This is a genomic window from Plasticicumulans sp., assembly GCF_035331805.1.
Taxonomy (GTDB): domain Bacteria; phylum Pseudomonadota; class Gammaproteobacteria; order Competibacterales; family Competibacteraceae; genus Plasticicumulans.
On sequence record NZ_DAOLKE010000179.1, the window covers coordinates 5,983 to 7,221 of the forward strand.

1 protein-coding gene is annotated in these 1,239 nt (G+C 70.2%); it reads right to left on the bottom strand.

Annotation, left to right across the window (positions count from 1 at the left end):
• On the bottom strand, positions 1 to 1,239 hold a 1,239-nt coding region (gene terL, locus PKE44_RS12545; RefSeq protein ID WP_324551704.1), incomplete at both ends, for a phage terminase large subunit.

Below are 1,239 nucleotides of genomic sequence, written 5' to 3' on the forward strand. Positions count from 1 at the left end.
CGGCCTTGAGCATGCGCACGTTGCCGGCCTCGATCTGCGCTGCGATCGGCTCCGCGCGCCGCTCTTTGCTGCCGGTTTCGGGACTGGACGCCACGATGTGGCCCTGCAGCTTGCGCGTCAGGTAGGCGATCTGGCTCTTGCCGGCTTGCCCAGGGTCCTGCGGCAGACTGATGCGAACACGCCGGCCATCACTGGCTGCCGCGTCGCAGATCATGCTCTCGACGCCGTGCGGACTGGTCTGCTGCCGGCGCACGTCGAGGATGTAGACCATGCCATCCGGGGTCACGCCGAGCTTCACGCTGGCCGTGTAGTCAGGGTCGGCGCTGCCGATCTGCTCAGTTGCGGCCAAATCCCAGCCGCGCACGCATTCGAGCCCGACCGGGGCCGCCTCGACGGTCAGCATGCGCTCGGTCCGGAACAGCGTGCCCTCGCGCGGGTGCGGGCGCTGCTGGTACAGGGATTCCCAGTTGCGCGGCCCCTGCGATATGCGCTCCTGCGCCAGCGCTTCGGCGGACTGCCACTGCGGCCAGATCGGGGCGCCGCGCGGGCGGCCGAGCGGATCATCGTCCCGGTCAGCGATCGCCTGCAGCGCGAGCACAGTCCATTCCTCACCGTCGCGCGCCCGGATCACGCCGGATTCACCGTCGTATTTCTCCGGCAGGATGCGTCCGGCCAGATCGTCTTCGTGCCAGCGCGTCATGATCAGCACGATAGCCGCGCCGGGTTTCAGGCGCGTGCGCAGGTCGGCGAGGTACCAGTCATAGACACGCGCGCGCACGACCTCGCTGTCAGCCTCCTCGCGCGATTTGACCGGATCGTCGATCACGGCCACGTCGGCGCGCCGGCCGGTGATCGCGCCGCCGACGCCGGCAGCGAAATACTCGGACCGGGAGCGCGTATCCCATCGCCCGGCAGCGCGAGACTCGCCGGACAGGCTGGCGGACTCGCCGAACACGCCGGGGCGGCCAGCGCTGCCGCTGTATCTCTCGTCCGCGACGATGCCGCGCACGCGCCGGCCGAAGCGCTCGGCCAGCTCGGCCGTGTGTGAGGCGCCGATAACGCAGTGACCGGGCCGGTGCCCGAGGTGCCACGCCGGCCAGAGCACGGAGCCGTAGGTGGACTTCGCGCTGCCCGGCGGCATGAACACCATCAGCCTCGTGATCTCGCCGGCGGTGACGCGCTCCAGCTTGTCGATCAGCAGAAGATGGTGCGCGGCCGGCACGGCCTCCGGCACGAACA